Origin of the sequence: Dyadobacter alkalitolerans DSM 23607 (genome assembly GCF_000428845.1) — a bacterium.
In the GTDB taxonomy this organism is placed as follows: Bacteria; Bacteroidota; Bacteroidia; order Cytophagales; family Spirosomataceae; genus Dyadobacter; species Dyadobacter alkalitolerans.
The window spans coordinates 330290-355364 of sequence record NZ_AUAS01000006.1; the positions used below are offsets into that span (position 1 = coordinate 330290).

The 25075-nt window shown below is 44.7% G+C and carries 22 protein-coding genes; 8 read left to right on the plus strand and 14 right to left on the minus strand.

Annotation, left to right across the window (positions count from 1 at the left end):
• Positions 1-24 precede the first annotated feature (24 nt).
• From G395_RS0114665 to G395_RS0114685, 5 genes are all read right to left on the minus strand, one after another.
• Entirely contained in the window at positions 25-795 is a 771-nt protein-coding gene (locus tag G395_RS0114665; protein ID WP_026630738.1) for a 3-ketoacyl-ACP reductase, read from the minus strand.
• A complete protein-coding gene (locus G395_RS0114670; RefSeq protein ID WP_026630739.1) occupies positions 792-1937 on the minus strand; it encodes a Gfo/Idh/MocA family protein in 1146 nt (381 codons plus the stop codon). Before G395_RS0114670 ends, G395_RS0114665 begins: the two co-directional genes overlap by 4 nt.
• Before the next feature lie 9 nt (positions 1938-1946).
• Positions 1947-2771, minus strand: coding sequence for a sugar phosphate isomerase/epimerase family protein (locus G395_RS0114675; RefSeq protein ID WP_026630740.1), 825 nt, complete (start codon positions 2769-2771; stop codon positions 1947-1949).
• Positions 2772-2777: 6 nt separating this feature from the next.
• On the minus strand, positions 2778-4160 hold the full coding sequence (locus G395_RS0114680; protein ID WP_026630741.1) for a glycoside hydrolase family 88 protein: 1383 nt from the start codon (positions 4158-4160) through the stop codon (positions 2778-2780).
• A gap of 92 nt (positions 4161-4252) precedes the next feature.
• Positions 4253-5176: a helix-turn-helix domain-containing protein gene (locus tag G395_RS0114685; RefSeq protein ID WP_026630742.1), complete on the minus strand. Its 924-nt coding sequence runs from the start codon at positions 5174-5176 to the stop codon at positions 4253-4255.
• A 168-nt stretch (positions 5177-5344) separates the two neighbouring features.
• On the opposite strand from G395_RS0114685, the gene G395_RS0114690 reads away from it, so the two are divergent.
• On the plus strand, positions 5345-7123 hold the full coding sequence (locus G395_RS0114690) for an ABC transporter ATP-binding protein (RefSeq protein WP_026630743.1): 1779 nt from the start codon (positions 5345-5347) through the stop codon (positions 7121-7123).
• A 59-nt stretch (positions 7124-7182) separates the two neighbouring features.
• On the opposite strand, the gene G395_RS0114695 is transcribed toward G395_RS0114690, so the two are convergent.
• From G395_RS0114695 to G395_RS0114705, 3 genes are all read right to left on the minus strand, one after another.
• Positions 7183-9741: a penicillin-binding protein 1A gene (locus G395_RS0114695; RefSeq protein WP_026630744.1), complete on the minus strand. Its 2559-nt coding sequence runs from the start codon at positions 9739-9741 to the stop codon at positions 7183-7185.
• A gap of 82 nt (positions 9742-9823) precedes the next feature.
• Complete coding sequence (gene msrB, locus G395_RS0114700) at positions 9824-10216, minus strand: peptide-methionine (R)-S-oxide reductase MsrB (RefSeq protein WP_026630745.1); 393 nt, start codon at positions 10214-10216, stop codon at positions 9824-9826.
• Positions 10217-10289: 73 nt separating this feature from the next.
• Positions 10290-11837: a DUF5723 family protein gene (locus tag G395_RS0114705; protein ID WP_026630746.1), complete on the minus strand. Its 1548-nt coding sequence runs from the start codon at positions 11835-11837 to the stop codon at positions 10290-10292.
• A gap of 234 nt (positions 11838-12071) precedes the next feature.
• Here G395_RS0114705 and G395_RS0114710 point away from each other — a divergent pair, with 234 nt between their 5' ends.
• Both G395_RS0114710 and G395_RS0114715 read left to right on the plus strand, forming a co-directional pair.
• Entirely contained in the window at positions 12072-13502 is a 1431-nt protein-coding gene (locus G395_RS0114710; RefSeq protein WP_026630747.1) for a circularly permuted type 2 ATP-grasp protein, read from the plus strand.
• 116 nt (positions 13503-13618) lie between these two features.
• On the plus strand, positions 13619-14350 hold the full coding sequence (locus G395_RS0114715) for an esterase family protein (protein WP_026630748.1): 732 nt from the start codon (positions 13619-13621) through the stop codon (positions 14348-14350).
• A gap of 71 nt (positions 14351-14421) precedes the next feature.
• Here G395_RS0114715 and pheS read toward each other — a convergent pair whose 3' ends face one another.
• The gene (gene pheS / locus G395_RS0114720; protein WP_026630749.1) at positions 14422-15462 is read right to left on the minus strand and encodes a phenylalanine--tRNA ligase subunit alpha; all 1041 of its coding nucleotides are present in this window, start codon (positions 15460-15462) and stop codon (positions 14422-14424) included.
• A gap of 299 nt (positions 15463-15761) precedes the next feature.
• Here pheS and G395_RS29450 point away from each other — a divergent pair, with 299 nt between their 5' ends.
• A complete protein-coding gene (locus tag G395_RS29450; protein ID WP_051350172.1) occupies positions 15762-16160 on the plus strand; it encodes a LytR/AlgR family response regulator transcription factor in 399 nt (132 codons plus the stop codon).
• Positions 16161-16308: 148 nt separating this feature from the next.
• Here the strand turns inward: G395_RS29450 and G395_RS0114730 are convergent, their stop codons facing one another.
• Positions 16309-17028, minus strand: a complete 720-nt coding sequence (locus G395_RS0114730; protein ID WP_051350173.1) for a porin family protein — start codon at positions 17026-17028, stop codon at positions 16309-16311.
• Between the two features lie 167 nt (positions 17029-17195).
• Here G395_RS0114730 and radA point away from each other — a divergent pair, with 167 nt between their 5' ends.
• The gene (gene radA / locus G395_RS0114735; protein ID WP_026630751.1) at positions 17196-18569 is read left to right on the plus strand and encodes a DNA repair protein RadA; all 1374 of its coding nucleotides are present in this window, start codon (positions 17196-17198) and stop codon (positions 18567-18569) included.
• Between the two features lie 25 nt (positions 18570-18594).
• Here radA and G395_RS0114740 read toward each other — a convergent pair whose 3' ends face one another.
• Genes G395_RS0114740 through G395_RS0114750 form a run of 3 tightly spaced genes read right to left on the minus strand, consistent with a single transcriptional unit; the run spans position 18595 to position 21170 of the window.
• Positions 18595-19743, minus strand: coding sequence for a hypothetical protein (locus G395_RS0114740; RefSeq protein WP_026630752.1), 1149 nt, complete (start codon positions 19741-19743; stop codon positions 18595-18597).
• Positions 19744-19790: 47 nt separating this feature from the next.
• Positions 19791-20705: a DUF58 domain-containing protein gene (locus tag G395_RS0114745; protein WP_026630753.1), complete on the minus strand. Its 915-nt coding sequence runs from the start codon at positions 20703-20705 to the stop codon at positions 19791-19793.
• Positions 20706-20717: 12 nt separating this feature from the next.
• A complete protein-coding gene (locus G395_RS0114750; protein WP_026630754.1) occupies positions 20718-21170 on the minus strand; it encodes a septal ring lytic transglycosylase RlpA family protein in 453 nt (150 codons plus the stop codon).
• A 239-nt stretch (positions 21171-21409) separates the two neighbouring features.
• Between G395_RS0114750 and G395_RS0114755 the strand changes: the two genes are divergently transcribed.
• A complete protein-coding gene (locus G395_RS0114755; RefSeq protein ID WP_026630755.1) occupies positions 21410-21757 on the plus strand; it encodes a DUF3276 family protein in 348 nt (115 codons plus the stop codon).
• A 158-nt stretch (positions 21758-21915) separates the two neighbouring features.
• Positions 21916-23016 (plus strand): redox-regulated ATPase YchF, encoded by a 1101-nt coding sequence (gene ychF / locus G395_RS0114760; protein WP_026630756.1) that lies wholly within the window; start codon positions 21916-21918, stop codon positions 23014-23016.
• Between the two features lie 56 nt (positions 23017-23072).
• Here ychF and G395_RS0114765 read toward each other — a convergent pair whose 3' ends face one another.
• Positions 23073-24356, minus strand: a complete 1284-nt coding sequence (locus tag G395_RS0114765) for a type IX secretion system plug protein (RefSeq protein ID WP_026630757.1) — start codon at positions 24354-24356, stop codon at positions 23073-23075.
• A gap of 104 nt (positions 24357-24460) precedes the next feature.
• Here G395_RS0114765 and G395_RS0114770 point away from each other — a divergent pair, with 104 nt between their 5' ends.
• Positions 24461-25039: a Uma2 family endonuclease gene (locus G395_RS0114770; RefSeq protein ID WP_026630758.1), complete on the plus strand. Its 579-nt coding sequence runs from the start codon at positions 24461-24463 to the stop codon at positions 25037-25039.
• Positions 25040-25075: the final 36 nt, after the last annotated feature.

Sequence of the window (25075 nt, forward strand, 5' to 3'; positions counted from 1 at the left end):
AAGTGATTTGGTTTACTTTGAAAGCTATAATCTATCAATCAACATTCCGCCATCCACACCAATCACCTGGCCGGTGGAGTAGGGGAAATCACCTCTTGTTAATGATGCCACGGCTTTTCCAACATCATCGGGAGTGCCCCAGCGCGGCTGCAATGCAATGCCGCTTTGAAACAGGTTATCGTATTTTTCCTGCACTTTGGAAGTCATATCCGTGGCGATAATGCCGGGCCGGATCTCAAAAACGGGAATGTTAAACTCAGCCATACGAACAGCAAAAAGCAGATTCGTCATCGCCAGCCCTGATTTTGAAATACAATATTCACCCCTGTTCGTAGACGCAACCGTCGCCGAAATGGAAGTCACGAAAATGATCGTCGCTTCAAACGCATGGTTGTTTTGCTTTGCATGTGCCATTCGTTTTGCAATGGCCTGCGTCAGGAAAAATGGTCCTTCAAGGTTGGTTTGCATAACCTCCTGAAAATTTTCGGGAGTCGTTTCCAGGATATCCAGTCGTTCCCGCGGAGCAATTCCTGCATTATTTACCAGAATATTAATTTGTCCAAAAACAGAATATGTTTTTTCGATAATAGCTTCGCGATCAGCTGGGTTGGCGATATTTCCCTGGCAGTAAGCCACTTCCGCACCCAGTTCTCTTAACTCATTCAGGGCTTCTGCTGCGCCCGCTTCGTCACGCACGCCGTTAATGGCGAGGTTATAGCCTTCGTTGGCAAGGGCTTTGGCGATCCCAAAGCCAATGCCGCGACTTCCGCCAGTGATTAACGCCGTGTTTTTCATAATTCCTCAATGTTAACCCACTGACGTTTTTCCCAGCTTTCAATTCCTTTTTCAGCCAGTTGCACACCGCGTGCCCCTGCTTTCAAATCCCATGGGAATGGCGTGTCTTTTACAATGTGTTTCAAAAAAAGCTCCCACTGCGCTTTGAATGCATTGTCGAAAATTTCCTGCTCAGGCACTTTTGCCCAACCTTCAAAAAACGGGATTGGTTGGGGGATATCCGGGTTCCAGACTGGCTTTGGCGTGTTTCCGTAATGTTGCGTGTAGCAATCGCGTAGGCCAGCGACTGCGGAACCATGTGTGCCGTCCACTTGCAATGTCAGAAGATCGTCGCGGCGGACGCGGACGGTCCAGGATGAGTTGAATTGTGCAATGACGTCATCTTCAAGCTCGAATGTGGCGTAGCAGGCGTCGTCTGCTGTTGCTTTATAAGGATTGCCGTTTTCATCAATGCGCTCTGGAATGTGCGTGGCGCCGAGGCAGGAAACAGCTTTTACTTTGCCAAAAAGATTATCCAAAACATAGCGCCAATGGCAAAGCATATCTACAATAATGCCGCCGTCGTCTTCTTTCCGGTAATTCCAGGAAGGACGCTGAGCTGGAATGCTGTGGCCTTCGAAAACCCAGTAACCAAATTCTCCGCGCACGGAAAGGATTTTTCCAAAGAAACCATTTTCCATTAAGCGCTTCAATTTCAGCATTCCCGGAAGCCAGAGCTTGTCCTGCACAACGCCGTTTTTCAAGCCGGCTGCCGTGGCAAGTTCATATAATTCAAGCGCTTCTTCGGTCGTTGTGCCTGTTGGTTTTTCACAATAAATGTGTTTTCCGGCCAGAATAGCTTTTTTAACAGCAGCGGCCCGGCGGCCAGTAACCTGCGCGTCAAAATAAATCTGATACTGCGGATCGGACATGACAGAATCAAGATCCGTTGTGTATTTCGCTATTCCCGACTGTTTGCAAAGCGATTGCAGCTTGCTTTCATTGCGGCCTACCAGGATCGGGTCAGGCATAATCACCTCATCGGCAGAAAGTTTAACGCCGCCTTGCTCGATAATGGCTTTGATAGACCTTAATAAATGCTGATTCGTTCCCATACGGCCCGTCACGCCGTTCATGATAATACCAATGTTATGTGTAGTCATGTTTTTATTTTAAACAGTTTTTAAAAATGCCTCTGTAATTTCTCCCAAAAACAAATGCTGATCCTTGGCCCAGTGAATGTTGGAGAAAATTTCTACCTCACAAAAGCCTTTGAAACCAGTCGCTTCCACCCATCCGCGGATCTTTTTCAGATCAATGCAGCCTTCGCCCATTAACCCGCGATCGTTGAGCAGATCAATGGTGTTGACCTTCCAGTCGCAAACGTGGTAAGCCAGCAAGTTTCTGTTTGCACCGCAGCGTGCGATTTCCTTTTCCAGGTCGCCGTCCCACCACAAATGATACACATCCACCGCCACGCCCACGTAAGGAGAGTTGAAATATTCGGCCATATCATTAGCCTGCGCCAACGTGTTAATCGCTGATCGGTCAGCGGCATACATCGGATGTAAGGGTTCGATGGCCAGCTTTACTTTCAGTTTTTCGGCCAATGGCAAAATGGCTGCAATGCCTTCCTTGATCTGTTCCCTGGACTTTTCCATGGACTGATCGGGCGATGCGCCGCAAACCAGCACGATCATGGGAGCACCCAAAGCTGCGGCTTCTTCGAGTAACTTCCGGTTGTGATCAATGGCCTGTGCACGTCCTGCGCTGCTCGTATGAGGGAAAAATCCGCCACGAACGTAAGAGACGATTTCAAGCCCGGCAGACCGGATCAGCTCTCCGGCACGGTGAGGGCCGATCCGTTCGGTTGCATTCTGCCAGACACTTATTCCTTTGACACCCGCAGCCGCATAATTTTCCACCGCCTCCGAAAGCTCCCAGGGCTTCGTCGTGATGGTGTGGATGCAGCAACGGTTTAATGTTATATTTTCCATTTTTGATTACTTAACAGCGCCCAGATAAGTGTAGTAAGGCAAGTTTTTATTAATGCGGTCTACATACAGCGCCACTTCGCGGGCATGGTAATCGCCCCACATACTGGATTCGCCGCAAGGGATTTTCTGTCCAGCCGGAATGTTGTCCCATCCATTCGGACGGTGGTAGATCGAATGCAGGATCAAGCCCTGATGCGTTGGGTCGGTTGATAAATAAGGTTCTGCAAACAGCGAATCCAATGCCGTTAAGCCTGCCTGCCAGTATTTGTTTCCCTGTTCCGTTTCGCCCTTATCATTCAGATATTTTCCCAAACGAAGCAAACCTTGCGCGCCTATGGCAGCCGCGGAGCTGTCTATAGGCTCAAATTCATTGTAAGGATCGGAAGTTCTGGACGTGTAATCGCCTAATTTATAAAGATGCGGCGCGCCGGTGTCCCAGTAAGGAATGCCGTCGGAAGCAGTATTGTCAATGTAGAAGTCGCAGGTGGCTTGGGCACCCTTTAAATATATTTTCTCGATTTCTGCTCTGCCGCCCAGTTGCGCCAGTTCGTCGTCAGAAAAGCTGGAAAGCGATTCCAATTGTTCTGCAAAACCCGCCATGGCCCACGCAAGTCCGCGTGTCCAGGTGGTGAAACCAGAGAAACCTTGCTGGGAATTGGGGCAGCGGTAATTGCCGTCGTTGGTGTTAAAAACGCTTTCATGTGCCGTGCGGCCCCAAATGTCATAACTATCACGGCCTTCACCATAGTAAACGGCATATTTGGCAGTGGCGATAGAATGCAATGTGCCGCGTTCGAGCAGGCTTGTTTTAACATCATTTTCACCCATTAAGCTATGCCCTAGTAAGTGCGAAACCATCAGCGCACGCACCGAACGTATCGTATCTACAAATAGAGAGTGCGGGCCATTAAAGGAATGGATAAAACCTTGTCCGTCTTTTGTCGTCGTCCATCTTTTGGCTTGGACTGCGCCGGATATTTTCAGGGCGATCTCGTAAAAGTTGCGTTCCCACTCGTTTTCTTCAATGCGGCCTTCGTTCATCAATCTTAATAAGTTGCCGTAGGTGCTCACATTATTGAAACCATGGTCATGCACCCCGAAATGGCCAACATGCGAAGCCATGCTGCTTACCGTGTTTTTACGGGCACTTTCTAAAAACTGCGTTTCGCCCGTTGCATCGAACTGCAAAACCTCCGCGCCATATTGGAAACCTTGTGTCCATTCCGTCCAGCCGCGCAATGTGTATTTGCCATTGACTGTGAAAACGGGCGTTCCTTTTGAATTGTCGTATTCCCGGGAAATAAGGTTGATTTTCTCGGCGGAAAGCTGCCAGAGCTTGTCTATTTTAGGCTGAAGCGAAGCGGCGGTAAGATCGTTGCGAATCTGCATAGTGGATATCGATAGTATTATTTAGCCATTTTATTTTTGGATAATACAAAGATATCCGCCCATTCAGGTGGGGGCAAGGTACATTTTTGCTATTAAATGGTACTTTTCCGAACATGGTCGCGATACTCGTTGGGCGTGAGTCCGGTTTTCTTTTTAAAGATCCGGCTGAAATAGGAAGGATCGTCCATGTGAATGTGGTAACCTATTTCCTTGCTGCTCAGGTTGGTAAATACAAGCAGCCTTTTGGCTTCCAATAGCAGTTTGTCCAGAATGTATTCCTGTGAAGGCGTACCGAGATATTTTTTAATGATCTTGCTTAAATAGTCCGGCGAAACAGAAAGTTCCAGCGCATACTGCTGAACCTCATGCATTTGGCGGAAATTTTTCTCAACCAACTCCTGAAACCTTCCCACCAGCTCCGGAACCGTTTGCACGGCTGATTCGGCGGGTTGAATGTTCTTAGGAGCCAGGAAAGCGCATTTCTGTAACATCAGGCCCAGGTATTTCCCAATCATCGTCTGATCCGTTTCGGAGGTCAGGTGATCCGAAACCATGTTTTCCAGAATGTTATGAAAATAGCGTTTCTCAGTTTCCGAGAGTGTAATGATGGGCTGACGGCGCGCGGGCTGGAAAAACGGGAGCTGTGAAAGCGATGGGCTTACGGGGTTATAAAAAGTGTAAAAATCTTCCGAAAAGGCAACAATGTAACCTTGGAATGAGGTTGAGAATGTGAGCAAATGCACTTGTCCGGGCGTTAAAAAATGCAATCCGGCTCCCTGAATGTTGTAAGAATGGAAGTCGATTTCGTGAAAGCCAGCGCCTTCTTCAATAAAAAGGATCTCATAGTAAGTGTGACGATGCGGTGTGTCGGTAGGTAAGGGCGTAATGGGCAGGGAAACAGGTGATTCCTTAAATTTTCCTTCGCTGTTTTTGAAACGAAAAATCTTTAATGCAGGAACCTGGCTGGGCGTTTTGGGTAAAGAATGTACAGGAATTGCATCGGGAACGAAAGCCATGGACTATGATTTTGCTGACTTAATAACCTTCACAAAAGCCGGAAAACCAAGAGAACTACCACCTTACCGACAATAATGCCAAAATTTTTAATCCCCGGGTGACATTTTTTACTTTTACATTGTTGGTCAATAACACAGTCAGAAACTTTGTCAATTTAATTTCAGCAGGTGAATCAGGAAACTAAAAGCGGCCAGATATTCGATCTTCCTACATTACGGCGCTTATATACATTTGTACGTCCGTATGAAAAGCAGTTCTATCTGCTGATTGTCATCATCTTACTCAATGCATTACTTGCACCGCTGACGCCACTGCTGATCAAATATACCATTGACACGCCTATTGCGAACGGAGATTATGCGCAATTGACTGTCATGCTGGGCATTATGATCGTCGTAACCATTCTGCAAGGTTTCGCGCAGTTCTGGAACACTTACATGTCGGGGTGGCTGGGGCAGTATATTATTAAGGATATCAGGGTTCAGCTGTATCAGAAAATTATCGGTTTAAGGCTTAAATTTTTTGATAACACGCCCATCGGAAGGCTCGTAACCCGCACCATTTCGGATGTTGAAACGCTTTCCAACGTTTTCAGTGATGGTATGGCGGCTATTGCCGGGGACATTTTGCAGTTGGTCCTTATCATTGCGGTTATGTTTTATACCGATTGGAAATTGTCGATCATCAGCTTATCGACCATTCCATTGATGCTGATTTGTACTTACATTTTCAAGGAGAAGATCAAAGATTCTTTTAACGAGGTGCGTGCGGCTGTTTCCAACCTCAATTCCTTTGTCCAGGAACATTTGACGGGCATTGGTATCGTGCAGATTTTTAGCAGCGAAGACATTGAGTTTAAAAAGTTCAGGGAAATCAACAAGGTCCACCGCGACGCGAACATTCGGTCTATTCTTTACTATTCCATCTATTTCCCTGTTGCGGACGTTATAGCGGCTGCGGGAACGGGTCTGGTGGTTTGGTATGGCTCGAAACAGATTTTAAATGCAGAAGTAACCTTCGGGACGGTAACGGCATTCGTCATGTTTATCAACTTGTTTTTCAGACCTATTCGCCAGCTTGCCGACCGTTTTAATACACTTCAAATGGGTATTGTGAGCACCGACAGGATCCTAAAAGTGCTTGATAGTGACGAATATACTTCCAACGAAGGCACATTTGCACCGGAATCCATCAAGGGAAATGTGACTTTCAAGGATGTCTGGTTTGCCTATAATGAAGAAGAATATGTGTTGAAAAATATCAATTTCAGCGTCAATTCGGGGCAGACCATTGCCTTCGTGGGCGCAACTGGTGCAGGTAAGTCATCCGTTATCAACCTCTTAACGCGATTTTACGACATTAATAAAGGGAACATTTATGTGGACGGCGTGGAAGTTCATGACTATGACCTCAATGCGCTCCGGAGGCATATTGGCGTTGTTTTGCAGGATGTTTTCTTGTTTTCGGATACGATCGAAAATAACATCAGGCTGGGCGACAGCAGCATTACCCACGAAAAGATCGTTGAGGCAGCTAAACTGGTTGGCGTTCATGATTTTATTGAAAGATTACCAGGTGGTTACAGTTATAATGTAATGGAGCGCGGCGCCACGCTTTCGGTAGGGCAGCGGCAGCTGATTTCGTTTGTGCGCGCCATGGTGCATGAGCCGGAAATCATCGTGCTGGATGAGGCAACATCGTCCGTTGACAGTGAAACGGAGGAATTGATTCAAAAGGCAATTGAAAAATTAATGAAAGGCCGCACGGCTGTTGTGATTGCGCACAGGTTGTCCACAATCCAGGAAGCGGATAAGATCATTGTTGTGGATAAAGGGGAGATTGTGGAAGAAGGGAACCACGAGCAATTGCTTGAAAAAGAAGGAGTCTATGCTAACCTTTATCGCATGCAATATAAGGAAGTGTTGAAGATCGGAACGGACTTATAAAAAGAAAAGCCATTCCGGGTTAAACCAGAATGTCTTTTGAATTCAATTATTTTTCTTCCCTAATTTCTTCCTCCCGAATCCAGCGGAATCGGTGGCGGGCCGATCAGGAAGTCATCTTCATCATTCCGTTTGGCTGGTGTGCTGTCACCGCCAATGCCCAGCGAATCATTCGCAGCTGGCGCCCATTGCGTCGGGCAGTTGTAATTTTTAGAGATTTTGAATGTGGGCTTAGGGAATGGTCCAGGTTCCAATGCCAGCGATTTGTCCCTGTATATTTTTTCCAAAAAGCTTCCTACGATCGGTAAGGCTGTTTTAGCGCCTTCCCCCAGATCGGTGGATCGAAAGTGGATGCTCCGGTCGTCGCCGCCAACCCAGGCGCCTACAACCAGGTCGCGCGTGATGCACATAAACCAGCCGTCTGAGTTATTGGAAGTCGTTCCGGTTTTACCGCCCAGCTCGTTACCATTACGGGTCACATCAAACTTCCAGCGAATGCTTCCCGAAGTTCCTCCTGGCTCTTCCACGCCGCCTTTCAGCATTTGAACCATTAAAAACGCAGATTCTTCGCTAATGGCCTGACGGTGTTCCGGCTGAAATTCTTCGATCACTTTTCCGTTGCTATCCTCAATTTTGGTTACCAGGATCGGCTGCGTGTAAGTTCCGTTATTGACAAAAACGCCATAAGCGGCCACCATATCATAAAGCGAAACGTCAAATGGCCCCAGCCCGATGGAAGGCAATGGTTTCAAAGGTGTGGTAATCCCCATTTTCTTGGCATAGCGGGCTACATTTGCAGGTCCGACCTGGTCTGTCAGTTCAGCGGTAACAGAGTTGATGGATTGTGCCAATGCCCTGCGCAATGTCATGTTCGAATAGGAGAATGTGCCCGTTGCATTCCGCGGCCTCCATTCCTTTTGCTCGCCGTCTTCCATGTATATTTTTTCAAATGGCTTGTCCACGATCTGATCACACGGTGACATATTGAATGTCGAATCGTCAATCGCCGTCGTGTACACAAATGGCTTGAATGTGGATCCGGGCTGTCTTTTGCCTTGCTTTACTGCATCGTATTTGAAATAATTGTAATCCAAACCGCCTACCCAGGCCTTAATCTGGCCTGATTGCGGGTGCATGGCCATCATTCCCGCGCGCAAAATCCGCTTATAGTATTCCAAAGAGTCCATTGAACTCCAATACTGCTTCATTTCACCGCTGTTTTTCCAGTCATACACAGTCATAGTATCCTTTTTGTTCAGATAATATTTGATACTGTCCGGCTGGTTTGGAAAGTTGGCGGCGAGTGATTTGTATTTGCTGGTGCGTTTTACAACATTGTCCAGGAAGTCCGTAATCTCTTTTCCCTGCTCATCGCGCCATGGATTCTGGTTGCGCCAGTGATCTTCGAAAACGCGCTGCAATTGCTTCATTTTCTGCACCATAGCCTCTTCGGCTGCTTCCTGCATGCGGGAATCGATGGTGGTGTAAATCTTCAATCCATCCGTATAAAGGTCATAACCGTTTTCCTCACCCCATTTTCTCACAAAATCAACTACTGCATTCTTGAAATAATTGGCATTTCCATCGTATGGCGTCTCGAATTTCGTCTTTAACACAATCGGCAAAGCGCTGATGGAATCCGCCTGCTTGGCCGAGATATAGCCATATTTCTGCATTTGATTAATCACCACATTACGCCTTTCCAGCGACCGTTTCATGTTGCGGATCGGGTTATAGGTTGTCGTAGCTTTTTGTAAACCAACCAAAACGGCCGATTCCTGAATGTTAAGGCTGTCGGGTGATTTGCTGAAATAAGATTGTGCTGCTGTGTTGATGCCGTACGTATTGTTACCATAATCCACCGTGTTGAAATACATGGTGAGGATCTCTTCTTTGGTAAAATTCCTTTCGAGCTTAATGGCCGTGAGCCATTCTTTGGTCTTATAAATTAATGTACTGAAACCGGGAACTGAACCGAGCAAGCCGCGAGCGCCGGTTTTACGGGTTTTAAAAAGTTTTTTGGCTAATTGCTGTGTGATCGTGCTGCCACCTCCGCGATCTGTTGCGCCAGTAATGATGCCCACGGCCACGCTCGCCATGGCTTTGTAGTCAATCCCTGAATGTTTGTAAAAACGTACATCCTCCGTCGCAATCAATGCTTTCACAAGGTTAGGGGAGATCATTTTGGCTGTTACCGGCGTCCTGTTTTCTGTATAAAACTTGCCGATCATGACACCGTCCGAGGTGTAAATTTCGGAGGATTGAGCCACTTTCGGATTTTGAAGGTCTTCTACACTCGGCATACTTCCCATGAGCCACAGGAAGTTCGTTTCCACGCAAAAGATGTAAAGGGCAAATGTAACGAAGCCGTATACGAATGTTTTCCAGAGGATCATTACCGGCCTGTAATAAGGCGCATTCACGTCTATGGTGTCATGCCACCATTCCCGGATTGATCTTTTCTTGTTTCGGTAGGATTGAAAATAAGCATCGGCGCGGTTCTTACCCGTAACTAGCGAAGTTAGCTTGTATGCAACACGGTTGATGAATGTTGAAAGCTGTGCCCCAATGAATTGGAACATTGCCCTTATTTTATTAAAAAACGATCTGATAACTTCCATCAAACGGTAAGGTTCGTAAGAATTCAAAGATAAGAAAAGCCGGACATTTTTGAGTTCGTCCGGCTTTTTATGAACTATTTGATCAGGCTTTGTTGAACTTCAACGCCGCACCATTCATGCAATATCTGAGACCTGTTGGTTTGGGTCCGTCATTAAAAACGTGACCAAGATGCCCGCCGCAGGTCCTGCAAACGACTTCTGTGCGGATCATGCCGTGACCCCGGTCCACTATTTCTTCCACATTGCCCGATGAGATCGGCTGGAAGAAACTCGGCCATCCCGAACCGGATTCATATTTCGTCTCCGAGCTGAACAACGGTGTGCCGCAGGCAGCGCATACATAGGTGCCTTCTTCTTTATTGTCATTATATGGGTGTGAAAAAGGCCTTTCTGTTCCTTTTTCAAAGAGCACGAAGCATTGTTGTCCGGTCAGCTCTTTTTGCCATTCTTCTTTTGTTTTTTCTACTTCTCTCATTTCAATTTGTGTTTTAAAGATCATAGCATCAATAGAAATTGGGCCATATCAATATTAAACGCGCAAGGCGTATTTATCGTTTGCTAAAAATGCGTCTTATCCACGAATCTTCTGGTGGCCAGCATTGATTTTGTGATTCGGGCGGGCGGCGGAAAAGTCCTGCCGAAATCCCAAAATACAAGTTAAAGGATTTTGGATTGCCAATATTCAGTAATCCCGTTAAATGATCCGTTCCTAGCCACAAAGGACCGATGCGGCCGGCGAGGCCGATTGCTGGCGATCTGTAACGGTTCATCAATGTTAAAGGAACGGAAATTTCATACCATTTATGCTCATAGCGCGGTGTTACCGAAATAGCAGATTCGGCTTTCATGCCAAATGCACTTTGAGGAATCAGATTTTGAACCCATAACCCGCTTACGTAAACCCGCGGCTGCACATGATAATCAACACTTGCCTGAAAAGCCGTTGGCAACACCGACTTAAAATTAGGTGCCAGCGGCGCTCCACCGTCCAGAGAACTGTTGATCGCATTGAAAATCCCCTCGGAACCTTCCAGCTTCTGGAACGAATTGTAACGAAGTTCCTTGTTGGTTGTATGAATTTCCTGCTGCAGAACATAAGCTGGATTTTTGAAATGAACCCGGCCAATGTCTGTTAGCGAAACGGCTACGCGATACAGATATTTGTTTTTGGATGCGTCACGCTTTCTTTCGCCTTTTTCCGTGTATGAAAATTTGTTGATATCCGGCCTGTATTCATAAACGGCACCGAGGTCAAAACCCCAGCCGCTTCCCGGAGGCGCGCCGCCTATCAGCCATGCTGGTGAAGGTTTTATATTTTGAAAACCCTCATCACGGGTTATCCCGTAACGCATATTAATTTCTTCCACGCGAATAAACTGGCGTTTGTTCTCCCAGGTTTCGTCCGGCTGAATGTCATATGAAGAATTGTCAATGATCGCATGCGCATTATAAAGCCCGATCAGCCTTTTCACTGTAAATCCGACTTTCAAAAAATCCGTTTCATTATCAAACACCGTCCCGCCAAGCGTGAACGCAACTTCCCCCATCCCATTCAAATGCAGCCTGCCCGATTGGTTGTCGAAGAAAGGGCCTTGCAATTCTTCCAGCTGGGTGGTTTTAGTGATCAGTCTGGCAAGCGGCTCCGTCACGCCGGATGTGTTCAGCATGTATCTTACCCGCGTTGAAATGCCTACGCCGATCTTTCCTTTGAACAAATTAAACATTACAGAAGGCAGTCGGGTATCTCCACCGGCGTTCAGATATTTCTGATTTCCATTCAATTTTTCCCCCAGATAGGAACGCGGAAACTGTAAAACACCTCTTTCGTTACGGTATTCGTCGGAGACAGTGTTGGTAACCAGGTTCAAAAACGAGTAGGGCGCTTCGTATCTGACGTGATTGTTGGCCGTGTAAAACTGAGTGCCGACTACATTGACATGGAAGCTGTAACGACTGTCTGCAACAAAGGCCGGATTGTGATATAATGCATTGGTTCCAGCATAGTTACCCATTGCAACACCTGGCAAATGCTGGGCTTTGGCAGCCTGCGCCAATCCCAGAATAAGTGCAATTGCAGGTAAACTATATTTAAACATATTATTAAGAAGACGTTGATGCGGGGCCAATTCGCTTGCAAAGAAAGGCCTAACTGCACGGACTTGCAACCAATGTTTATTGATTGGAAAAATAATGTTTGCATTAAACGAAAGGCATGAATTTAATATTTAGCATAACCTCGTATTTATCAGTTTATTTGTTTGTTAGTTGAAAGATTGACCATATATTGTTTTGTAAACAACTGATATATACTTATTCAAATTTTGTATTGTATGAATTTTTCATTTTCTAATTATCAAAGCGAAAATTTCTTCGATGAAATGTTCACAGCTGATGGGGAGATAAGGCCGGGTTACGAACATTTAAAGAACAAATTTGAAAACCTCACACACGACGACCTTACCAACCGCCAGCTGGCTACCGAACGTGCATTGCTTTCGATGGGAATAACTTTCAATGTCTATTCCGAAGGTGAAGGAACTGAGCGGATCATGCCCATAGATATTATCCCGCGCGTGCTTTCGAATGCAGAATGGGAATGGCTCGAAACCGGTCTGAAACAGCGCATTAAGGCATTGAACATGTTCATTGACGATGTTTATAATGAACAGAATATCCTGAACGACGGCGTTGTGCCGAGAGAGCTTATCGAATCCAGTAAATGCTTTTTGAAACCTTGTATCGGCCTGAAACCGCCAAAAGGAATCTGGTGCCACATTACCGGCACCGATCTCATCAAAGGCGATGACGGGACATTTATGGTTTTGGAAGATAACTTGCGTTGTCCTTCCGGTGTTTCTTATATGCTGGAAAACAGGGAGTTGTCTAAGCAAATTTTCCCGGACGTGCTGGCCAGGACTGGCGTAAGGCCGGTTTCGGATTATCCTACCCGGTTGCTGCAAATGTTACAGCATCTGGCCGACCGTCCTAATCCGACAGTAGCTGTGCTTACGCCCGGAATCTATAACTCAGCTTATTTCGAACATTCTTATCTGGCGCAGCAAATGGGCGTCGAGCTGGTGGATGCGCGTGACCTGGTGGTTTCGGATGGATATGTAAAGATGCGGACGACCAACGGACTGCAAATCGTAGACGTAATTTACCGCCGGATTGACGACACTTTCCTGGATCCCGAATCATTTTATGCCGATTCTCTGATTGGAATTCCTGGGATTTTTGAGGTTTATAAAAAAGGCCGTGTAGCATTAGCGAACGCGCCGGGAACTGGTGTGGCCGATGATAAGGTTGTGTATGCGTACGTTCCGCGTATCATCAAGTATTATTTGGGAGAAGAGGCTATCATTCCTAATGTGAAAACCTACATCTGCGGGGAGCAGGAAGATTTCGATTATGTGCTCGAAAATATTTCTCAGCTCGTGGTGAAGGAAGCTAATGAAGCAGGAGGTTATGGTATGCTCATCGGCCCCAAAGCAACGGAAGAAGAACACGAGCTGTTCAGGCAAAAAATACGTGATAACCCGAGGAACTACATTGCGCAGCCCACGATTTCATTATCTCGTGTGCCTTGCATGGTAGACGGACATGCGGAAGGCCGGCACGTGGATCTGCGCCCATACATATTATATGGTGACGATATCAGTGTTATCCCGGGTGGTTTGACGCGGGTAGCCTTGCGTAAAGGTTCTTTGGTCGTAAATTCGTCACAAGGCGGAGGAGGCAAGGATACTTGGGTGTTGTATTAATTTATCATTAACAGTTGCTGGCAGGCTGTTAATGATGCTGGTTTATTTATTCTTTAAACCAAAATTGTTGACTGCCTGATTTTATCAATATATAAAGCAACTTAAATGATAGAACAATGCAACGTGAAGTAACCGGTTGGTATAGTCCGGCGCTGAATGAGAATATGGATATTGCAGTCTACGGACATTATGGAATAGCCTTGTTGATGATTCCCACGGCAGCTTCGGATTATTTGGAATATGAACAAAATGGACTGATAGAGAGCATTGCACCTTTTATTGATGCAGGAAAAGTAAAAGTTTATTGCATTAACAGTATCAATTCGGAAAGCTGGATGAACCCCTATATGCATGGCTACGATAAGGCCGTGCGGCACCAGCTGTTTAATGATTATGTAATCAAAGAAGTGATCCCTTTTATCAAGGATACTTCGAGCCAGGACAACGAAATCATAACAGTAGGCGCGTCTTTTGGTGCAATGCATGCCGCTAACCTGTTTTTCAAGCATCCGGATTACATCCACGGCATCATAGCCATGAGCGGATGTTACGATCTGAGCCAGTATACAGACGGTTATTACGATGATAATGTGTATTTCAATTCTCCAGTGCATTATCTGCCGCAATTGAAAGCCGAGTGGCATCTTTCGATGTATCGCGATAGCCGCCACATCCACTTCGTCACAGGTTCAGGTGCATATGAGGTTCCCGAATATTCCAGGGCCATCTCATCGATCCTGACTTCAAAGAATGTTCCGCACGAGCTGGACATCTGGGGACCCGATATGCCGCATGAATGGTGGGTCTGGAAAAGAATGCTTCCTTACTATTTGGAAACGAGATTTTGAGATATAAAAAAAGGAAATGCTGAATCCGGCATTTCCTTTTTTTGTCTGCTATATCCTAAGTCTTATGGCCATTACGCGCCTTCAAACTGCCTCAAAAAGCGCACATCGTTTTCTGTAAACAAACGCAGGTCATTGATTCCGTAACGGAGCATTGTGATCCGCTCAATTCCCATCCCGAATGCAAAACCAGTGTATTCCTCGCTGTCGATTCCGCAGTTTGTAAGCACATTAGGATCGACCATTCCCGAGCCTGCGATTTCTACCCAGCCGGAATATTTACAAATGTTGCAGCCTTTTCCTTTACATATAAAACACGTCACATCGATTTCGGCGCTTGGTTCCGTGAACGGGAAGTAGGAGGGACGCAGGCGAATTTTTGATTCCTTACCAAACATTTCTTTTGCAAAATGATATAATGTGTCTTTCAGATCCTTGAAACTCACATTTCGGTCCACATATAACCCTTCCACCTGGTGAAAAACACAATGTGCACGGGCCGAAATAGCCTCATTCCTGAAAACACGCCCAGGCATGATAGACCGGATCGGCGGTTTTTGTCTTTCCATTAATCTCACCTGCACATTGGAAGTGTGCGTGCGCAACAGCACGTCGTCCTTAACTTCTCCCTGGCTTTTTGAAATGAAAAACGTATCCTGCATTTCGCGCGCAGGGTGGTTATCTGCAAAGTTCAAAGCGCTGAAATTATACCAATCCTTCTCAATTTCAGGTCCATAGGAAACATTGAAACCCATTCTTTCGAAAATCTCAATAATCCGCCTTCTTACAATGGTCAATGGGTGCAAGCTTCCCTGCTGGTTAGGAACGACTGGTAAAGTCAGGTCAAAAACCATTTCCGGATTCGCATCGACAGCGTTTTCAATGGCTGCATTGAATTCCTGAAACCGGTCTTGTGCAAGATTTTTAAGCGTGTTCAGTTCCTGACCAACCGCGCGACGGTCTTCCTGAGGAATGTTTTTCAACCCGTCGAACAATTCTGATACGACACCTTTTTTACTGATATATCTAAGGCGGAAAGCTTCCAACTGGTCTTTGCTGTTGACTGCAGTTTGTTCTATTTCCGAAATTAACTCTTTAACGCGTTCGGTAACCATAAACTATTGTTGTTATCAAATGATTGGAGGCTGGTATGTATCAGGATTCACACCAAAAAGCGGTGCAAAGATAATTAAAGTTCGGCCTAGTGATGTGAATCTATTGCGGCTAAGATTTTGGGAGTAGGTAAAATTACGCATTTAACCAAGTTTAGTTACGTCTTTTCCGTTTTCTGCAAATGTTAAAATACTGTAAATGAATTAGTTGCAAACACATGCGTACTTCTACGTATTTTCTGAATATACGCTATGTACTAATTTTGAATACAAGAAAACAAAACATATTAGTCTCTATTACCATGAAAAACTTTCCAAGCTTTACACACCGCAACCTGTCATCAAAACCAATCAATGGCAGCGCCGCTTTCATCTCCGTACAATCAATGGGACGGACCGTTTACTTAGCTCCTGAGATAATTACTTTCCTGGAAGGCGAAGGCAATTACACTTTCATATATACGAACACCGGCAAGAAATATCTGGTTTCCAAGACTTTGAAATCACTGGCCGGTCAATTAAATCAAAACTTCATGCGTGTGCACAAATCTTACATGGTAAATTCGGATTACGTGGTTGCACGTCTTGAAGATGATCGCATGCTGAAATTGTCTTGCGGCAAGGAAGTGGTGGTTTCACGCAGGAAAATCAAAGAGGTTTCCGGAATGTTGGATCATACCAACCTGCGCATCTCCGCATAAGAGCTTTTGGTGAATTAAATTAGTGGGTTATTCATAAAAACAGCAGCCATCGCATAGATCGAAGGCTGCTTGTTTTGTTTTAGTGAGTGAATGAGTGAAAAAATAGTGCTTTAGAATATTCACTCATTGGCTCATTCGCTCATTGTCACTAGAATATCTTCAATCCAAGCGTCACCTGCCAGGATTTAATCTTTTGCTTCACAGACTCGTTGCCGTTTCCAACATTTTGTCCATTCACCTGGAACGATGCAAGATTTGTAAATGAACCTTCCCTTCTCACATCCAGACTAAAACTGCCGATATCCAGGCCAGCGCCCAGCTGATATCCGAATGTTGCCTCAGACATTGCATTGTTCAGGTCCGAAGTATAATGTTCAAAAGCATCTCTTAACCGCTGATTATCACCAATTCTGAATGAAGTTACGGGTCCCGCCAAAATCCTTAACGGACCGCCTTTGAAACCGATGAGCAAAGGCACATCAATGTTGCTGTATTTGACATTAATTCTTTCCGTTACGGGTGTTTCAAGATGATTCTTAACGATTTCAAATGAACCTCCTTTGGTGGAAACAAGCACTTCGGGCTGAATAAATAATGTACGGCCGAATCTTGCGTAAATCCCGCCTACTGCACCGGTTCTTGTATCAAAGCTTTGTTTCAGATTATCCTTCACTTCCTTGCCATCATATCCCAGGTAGGGATTCCCCGCAGCGTCGTATCTCGTTGTAAAAACATTTCCCATCGTCAGGCGCGATAAATTCACACCACCCTTAATACCGAACGCAAAACCTTTTTTCTGTGCTTGCGCGGATGTTATGGCAATCAAGCATAACAGGCAGAGGCAAGCTACTTTTTTCAGGATGTTCATGGATAATATAATTTTTTAAGTAAAACCGGTTAATAACGCCAAAAAATAAAAAACTATACCCGGCCCATATTTTTTTTGATTTTGTGATTGAAACGTACAAATATTTAGATAATTATTGGGTAAATCGTGTTAGTCTTTAAGGATATATAAATATTACTTTTCTACTTATGGCCAAAGCCAAGACAGCTTATTTTTGTCAGGAATGTGGGTATAATTCACCCAAATGGGTGGGTCGCTGCCCGTCGTGCGGGGAATGGAATACTTTTGTTCAGGAAGTCATTGAAAAAGAAGATAAAAAGACAGCCGTTGCCTGGAAAGGCGTTAATCTGGCCAGCAGGCCGCGTTCTATTGCTGAAATTGAATATCAGAACGAGCCGAGGATCACAACATTCGACGGAGAACTGAACCGCGTGCTGGGAGGTGGAATTGTCCAGGGTTCGCTGGTTTTGATCGGAGGTGAGCCCGGAATCGGGAAGTCGACGTTAATGCTCCAAATTGCACTTACGCTTTCAAACAAGAAGGTTTTATACGTTTCGGGAGAGGAGTCTGACCAGCAGATTAAGATGCGGGCAGAGCGGATGGATTCTAAAAGTGATAATTGCTTTATCCTCACTGAAACACATACACAAAACATTTTTCGGCAAATAGAAGATTTCCAACCTGAGATCCTGATCATCGACTCAATTCAGACAATGCAATCCACTTACATTGAGTCGGGCGCTGGCAGCGTGTCGCAAGTGCGAGAATGTACGGCTGAGTTTATGAAATATTCCAAAGAAATGGGCGTTCCTGTTTTTCTCATCGGGCACATTACCAAAGACGGTTCGCTCGCCGGACCAAAAGTGCTGGAACATATGGTGGACACCGTTTTGCAGTTCGAAGGCGATCGCCACAACACTTACCGCATTCTCAGAACCGTAAAGAACCGCTTTGGCAGCACTTCCGAATTGGGCATTTATGAAATGCATGGCTCAGGTTTACGGCAGGTTAGTAACCCATCCGAAATCCTCATTTCGCAGCGCGACGAGCCTGTTAGCGGCATTGCCATAGGCTCCATGATGGAGGGGAACCGCCCATTATTAATTGAAATACAATCTCTTGTAAGCGTTGCCAATTATGGAACGCCGCAACGAAGCAGCACGGGTTTTGACGGAAAGCGGCTTCAAATGTTGCTGGCAGTTCTCGAAAAGCGCGGTGGTTTTCGCTTAGGCGTCCAGGATGTGTTTTTAAATGTTGCGGGTGGATTAAAAGTGGAGGATCCCGCGATTGATCTGGCGGTGATTGCTTCTATTGTTTCTTCTTATGAAGATAAATTCATTCCGGCATCCGTCTGTTTTGCTGCAGAAGTGGGGCTTGGGGGCGAAGTGAGGGCTGTTAGCAGGATCGAAAACCGGATTTTTGAAGCAGAAAAATTGGGTTTCAAAAAAGTTTATATTTCAAAATACAACAGCAGAGGATTGGACTTGAAAAAATTCAGGATTGAAGTGATCGCAGTGGCAAGCTTGGATGAGCTTTTCATGTCGCTCTTTCTTAACACTTAATGCAGACATTATGGAAAACACCTTATCAGTATTTTGCATAATAACTTTGCAGCTTGCTGGTAAGGCGTTCGTAAATCGGTTTGCTGAATTCTATGAATAGTTGCTGCCGAGGAGGAGGCATTAATTCCTGACTTTTGCATTTCCGGAGCTGGGCTGGGGTTAGCGCGCGTTCATCGCCAGTGAAATAAGCCCATTCACACATCCAGTTGTATTCACCATTGAATTTTTCCTGGGTAACCACACGCTTCGTTTTGAAATCCATGATCTGCATATCTAGTAACCCGGCAGAGAGAACAGTTTTGCGACTTTGCGTGAGCTTGGCTGTGACTTTATCGTAAACAGGCTTTTTTGTTCTGCCGACCTGTTTCTCACCCACCTTTACGCTGTCTTTACTAATCACAACCTCAGTATTTTTTTCCACCAGCGTATTTCCCACGACGAAATCATCGAATTGCAGTCTGATAATGTGGTCCGGTTCAAGTTTGAGGTTGGCCGCTTCTTCGGGCATATAAAATCGCACGAATTTATTCAGCCGCTTATTGGTTTGGAGATATTCATTGACCCTTTCCTGAAAATATTCATTGCTTAACTGGTAGGTGCGTGAAGTGACCAAAACCTGCTCCACAACCACCTTAAAAGAAGCCACCTCATAAGCCAGTTCGAGCTTTTTCTCTACATCATTAAAGTTCGGGATCAGGTTATTAACCACTTCAAAATGCTCGTAAGCCTTTCGCGCGTTTTCCCGATCGCCTATCGCCAGCAATGTTTGGCCTGCTTTATAGCGGACATATGCGGCATTATTTCTGGCTGCCTTTTCTTCTTGTTCAAAATTTCGGGCAGCCACCAATTTAGCGCAGGAAGTACACTGATCAATCGCCTGAAAAAGTCTGTTTAGCTTGATGTAGGATTGTAACTCATTTTCCCATTTAAACAGGTCGTCGGATTCTTTATTCTGCTTGATATCATTCAAATGTTGTTCGAGCGCCAGGGGATAGGCTTGTTTAAGCGCATCAATGGACGAGCTGTGTGTGGCATTGTTGCTCAACTTATCCACTGCCCGGATGACAGATTCGTCGAAATCACCCTTTTTAAGCGATTTCTCAGCAGATTTACAGCCTGCCAGTAACAATAAAGTAAAGGCGAAATAGAAGATGGGAGTAAAATCTTTTTTCATATCTGATAGCAAATAGGGAAGGACCTGCGATCAAATTTCTGAAAAAATTACCTCATTTTAGCGTGTTTCACCAAATAGGCCATTAAGATAGGATCGAAGCCTTTTGCAATGTCCGCCTCGATAAAGTCGATCTTATACTGGCCGCATTTCAGTTTAAGCTTTTGATAAAAATCGCCCACAAATCCTTTGTAAGATTCCCTTACCTGATCCGGTTGGACCTTAACCCTGTCGCCCGATTCAAGGTCGATAAATTCGTAAGGACGGTTTTCGAAAGCGAAGAGTTCTTCGGTTTGACGGTCGGTAACGTGGAAAAGTAGGACTTCGTGGAGGTTGTGCCTTAAATGTTGCAGGGCTGAGAAAATCTTATCGGCCTCTTCCAGATTGTCGAACATATCACTGAAAATCACAACAAGCGAGCGCTTATGGACTTTTTCCGCTATCTGATGCAGCACATTGGCAACAGAAGTCTTTGTCAGCGGCCTTTTGCTTTGCAGCACATTGTCCAGTTCCAGGATAATCTTGTGCACGTGCGACGGCGTTGATTTTACAGCCGTCTGGATTTCAATGTCTTCGGAGAATGTGCAGAGGCTTACCGCGTCTTTTTGTCTTTGCAAAAGATATGTGAGGCTTGCTGCTGCCATGACGCTGAAAGTCATTTTACCATAACTTTCCTCGGGGTAATACATTGAAGAGGAAGTATCGAGCAGTAAATGGCAGCGGAGGTTGGTTTCTTCCTCGTAACGTTTAACATAAAGGCGGTCTGTTTTGGCATAGACCTTCCAATCAATGTTACGGGTGGACTCCCCTGTGTTATAAAGCTGATGTTCAGCGAATTCAACGGAAAAACCGTGAAACGGGGATTTGTGGAGGCCCGTAATAAAGCCTTCCACAAGTTGTTTTGCCAGAAATTCCAGATTGCCAAACTCCCTTACTTTTGCTAGATCAAGTTGCCGGCTGTTCATTCTGAAATTGCTTTATCTGTTGCCGCGCATAGCGACTACTTTTCCCGATCTGGCGTCAATTTGTTCATTCGGATCAAGGAGCACCATTCCTTCCATGCCTACTACGCGGATGGAGACATTGGCAACACCTTTTGCAATAATGCCAAGTAATCTGGCGGCCTCGTTGCTAAGATCCACCAATCGGTTTTTTGCGAAAGGTCCGCGATCGTTAACTCTTACAATTACTTTTTCGTCGTTGTCCAGATTCGTTACTTCGAGCATCGTATTAAGCGGGTAGCTTCTGTGAGCTGCTGACAATTCTGTGCTTTTGTGCACTTCTCCAAAGGAGGTTTTTTTGCCGTTGAACCGGGTTGCGTAATAGGATGCGTGACCAGTTTCAGTTTTGCCGAGTTTAACCTGTGCGAAGGTTTCAGGCGTGAAAGCGAAAGCTAACAGGATAAGAATCAGGATACGATTATAAGTCATATCTGTGGTTTTAGGTGAAACATAAATAAGGTAAAAGCCCTTATTTCATACCGTTTATTTGGAGTTTGCCGAGAAATTGGAAACCCACGAATTTCAAAACTAATAAAAACTTTTTAAAAAAGAGCAATTCTGAAAGCAAAAGTGAGAGCGCTACATGAAAAATGTACTAGTCAATACTAACAAATTGCTAATATGCTCTTGTTTTTTTGTTAGCAGCAATAAACTTTATATTTTAGCGTTTGAAAACCTATTTAAAACTTAACATAGTGGAAGACAGAGAGCAAATCTACTCCAAAAGGGTCAGGGCAGGAAAACGGACTTACTTCTTCGATGTTCGCTCGACGCGATCCAACGATTATTATCTTACCATCACGGAAAGTCGTCGTCATCCGCAGGGAGACGGGTTCACGTATGAAAAACACAAGATGTTTTTATACAAAGAGGATTTTGATAAGTTCGTTGATGCTTTGAAGGATGCCGTGGATCATGTGAAAACAGAGTTGATGCCGGAAGTTGACTTTTCTCAGTTTGAAACCAAGGCCGATGAAGTGGACGTAGTTGGAGAGTCGGACCTTAAGTGGGATTAAAAAAATTAACAGAATGAAAAAGCCTTCGCAATCAATTACGAAGGCTTTTGGTTTTTCTACTCGCTAAGTGGTAATTTTGTAAATTATCATCTGGCAGACAGGAGCTCTTTGCATTGTTGCATGGAAAACTACCTGCTTTTAACTGCATAAATTATAACATGAGTCTTCAATGTGGGATCGTGGGATTACCGAACGTAGGGAAATCCACTCTTTTTAATGCCATTTCAACCGGTAAAGCCGAAGCCGCCAATTATCCTTTTTGTACAATAGAACCGAACGTAGGCGTGGTAACCGTGCCAGACGAGCGTCTGGATGTTCTTACAAAACTGGTAAGTCCGCAGAAGGTTATACCAACCATCATAGAATTCGTTGACATTGCCGGCCTTGTGAAAGGCGCAAGCCAGGGAGCAGGGTTAGGGAATAAATTTCTTGCCAATATCCGGGAAGTTGATGCCATTGTGCATGTTGTAAGATGTTTTCAGGACGAAAACGTGGTGCATGTGGAAGGTCGCGTGGATCCTGTTTTTGATAAAGAGATCATCGACATTGAATTACAGATGAAAGACCTTGAATCTGTTGAGAAAAAAATTCAGAAAACAGAAAAAGGAGCCCGTGCCGGTGACGCAAAAGCGAAAGCAGAACTGGAATGGTTGAAAAAATACAAAGCAACGCTGGAAGAAGGCAAAAATGCCCGCAGCGTGGTGATTGATGCAGAAACCAAAGAAGCCGTGATCGGTGATTTGCAATTGCTGACTGCCAAGCCTGTTCTTTATGTTGCCAATGTGGATGAAAACTCAATGCTGACCGGCAACGAGTATTCTGAAAAATTGCGCGAGGCTGTGAAACATGAAGGCGCAGACGTAATTGTCCTTTGTGCAGCTATCGAATCACAGATTTCGGAAATTGAAGATCCGGAAGAGCATGAAATGTTCCTGGGAGAATATGGTTTGAAAGAATCAGGTTTGAGTAAATTGATCAAAGCATCTTATTCACTGCTGAACCTGATTACGTATTTCACAGCCGGAGTGAAGGAAGTAAGAGCCTGGACCATTGAAAAAGGCTGGAAAGCACCACAAGCTGCTGGTGTGATCCACAGCGATTTTGAAAAAGGTTTTATCCGTGCAGAAGTTATCAAAATTGCTGATTATGAGCAATATAAAACGGAAGCAGGTGTGAAAGAAGTTGGTAAAATGGCTGTTGAAGGAAAAGAATATGTCGTAGCGGACGGTGATATTATGCACTTCCGTTTTAATGTATAATAAAGAATTTCAATGATGAAGGAGCGGCTCAATGGTCGCTCTTTTTTTTGTGCCTTTTAGCGCCTTCTGTTCCATTCCACGGTGCGGTAACCGATCAGCAGATCGGCTCTTCCGGCTTGCGGGCGATGGTAAATGAGGATGTCATAATCATTCTCTGTTGCGCCATAATTGCCTTCAATGTATCCCTCATCCGGTGTTTGTCCCGCCTTGACCATTGTGTAATTGTAATTGATGACGCCTTGTTTGATCATCATTTCAACTTCATAAGCATTTGTCGCCGCATTGTAAGTCATCTTATTAGTATCCGTAAGTTGCCAAAGATTAAATGCGCCATTGACGTAAAATGTGGCCTCGGGGTCTTGTTGGGTTCTCAATGTGAAAAGGACAGGCGTATAGTCAGCTTCGACACTTCCGTTGCCTGATTCACGTTGATCTACAATGTATTGGCCATTGAAATCGTCCGTTTGAATGTATGCATTGTTAGCCCGGGACTTGTCAGGGAATAACATCAGCCTTGTAAATTCGTCCGACCGCTCGATTTCATTAACGCCAAAACCTCTTCCGGTCAGGCTGCGGCTATCGAAATAGCGAAATTCGTTTCCACCAGGAAAAGTGTTTTCAAGGTCGAAGAATGTGTATTCCAGAATCTGATCAAAAGGCCTGACATTGGTTGGTTTAAAATTAGTCCTTATCTCATTGAAACGGAAGTTTTTCCGGAGCACCACCTTCAAATCTGTTTGTGGTGCATTCAACGGATATCCTTTATAATCGACTACAAAATCAATCTGCTGATCAGAGAACTGCTGCTGAATTCCTTGTGAAAAACGCGCTTTTGCATCGATATTTACGCGCGATTCATAAAGCATGAAACGCCGGCTCAGGACAGGCTTCCGGTCCCGGTCTGAATAAACATAAATGACATAGTTGCCTGACAGTTTAAGCTTTGGCAGTTCAAGTTTATAGTGAAAATAAGGCACTTTAGTGCTGAATGCCTGCTGATAATCATTGATCGGGTATTCGTTGAATTCAAATGTAAATTCGATGTCATTTAAATTCGATTTGGTCCAATCCGCATTGCAGTGGATGATCTTTGCTCGGTAACCTTCAAATTGACCCGTTAAGTCGTCAAACTCTAAAACCAATGGAGCGGCACTGGTCAGCGGCTTAATTGCTGGCGTAAGCAGACGTGTTGGGTTTTCGGGATCATCAAGTGCAGGATAAAGTAAAACGGTCTTTATTTTATCATTATATATAAAATCTTCCAATCTGATGTTTTGAGATTGCGCATTCGCATTTCCATACGTTAACCCAAACCACAAAAAAAGCGAAATCAACCTCATAATAAATCATTAAAATTATCCTGTGACTTTTTATGTAATGTACGTCTGAATAGCCAAACGTGTTTTGCACGCTGGCAACTATTTTTTAACTTACATTATCCAACATGATCGCACAGACTATTAAAATGTATTCAGAACACGAGTATTTGGAGCTGGAAAGGAAAGCCGATTATAAGAGCGAATATTACCAGGGAGAGATATTTGCGATGGCGGGGGCAAGTCCTAATCACAATCGGATTATGGCAAACCTATCAGGGGAAATTTACATGGCACTGAAAGGCCGATCTTGTCAAAATTTTTCAAGTGACATGCGCTTGCATATTCCCCAAAACGGTCTTTATACTTATCCTGACATAATAATCCTTTGCGGGAAGCCGGAGTTCTCTCAAAATGATAAGGACACATTAATCAACCCATCTGTAATTATTGAAGTATTGTCTAAATCTACAAGCGCATATGATAGGGGTGATAAATTTCGGCTTTACAGATCAATCCCAACATTGACGGACTATATCCTTGTTGATTCCTTATCAATTTCCGTCGAGGTCTTTCAGAAAAACGAAGACGGCACTTGGTTGTTGAATTCAGAAATCAACAACATTAACGAGCGGATCACATTGACAAACATTAATGTCCAGATAGAGCTGAAAGACGTTTATGCTCGAACTATTGGATTGAATTAGACATTAAAAGCAGAAAGGGGAATCAAACGATTTCCC